At 56.1% G+C, this 440-nt stretch carries 2 protein-coding genes; both read left to right on the forward strand.

Going from position 1 to position 440, the window contains the following annotated elements; all coding sequences use genetic code 11:
* A partial coding sequence (locus tag P0Y67_RS22850; RefSeq protein ID WP_282664417.1) for an Ig-like domain-containing protein occupies positions 1–284 on the forward strand: 284 nt, incomplete at its 5' end.
* 15 nt (positions 285–299) lie between these two features.
* Positions 300–440 (forward strand): phage tail assembly chaperone G (gpG, locus tag P0Y67_RS22855; RefSeq protein WP_202789330.1); only part of this gene is annotated, 141 nt, incomplete at its 3' end.

Below are 440 nucleotides of genomic sequence, written 5' to 3' on the forward strand. Positions count from 1 at the left end.
AAGATCGCAGCACGGTAACAGCGGCAACCGGCATGACCGTGACGCCTGCCAGCACCTCGGTGGTGAAAGGGCAGAGCACCACGCTGACCGTGGCCTTCCAGCCGGAGGGCGTAACCGACAAGAGCTTTCGTGCGGTGTCTGCGGATAAAACAAAAGCCACCGTGTCGGTCAGTGGTATGACCATCACCGTGAACGGCGTTGCTGCAGGCAAGGTCAACATTCCGGTTGTATCCGGTAATGGTGAGTTTGCTGCGGTTGCAGAAATTACCGTCACCGCCAGTTAATCCGGAGAGTCAGCGATGTTCCTGAAAACCGAATCATTTGAACATAACGGTGTGACCGTCACGCTTTCTGAACTGTCAGCCCTGCAGCGCATTGAGCATCTCGCCCTGATGAAACGGCAGGCAGAACAGGCGGAGTCAGACAGCAACCGGAAGTTT

It is taken from the genome of Photobacterium sp. SP02 (assembly GCF_038519165.1).
GTDB classification, from domain to species: Bacteria; Pseudomonadota; Gammaproteobacteria; order Enterobacterales; family Vibrionaceae; genus Photobacterium; species Photobacterium halotolerans.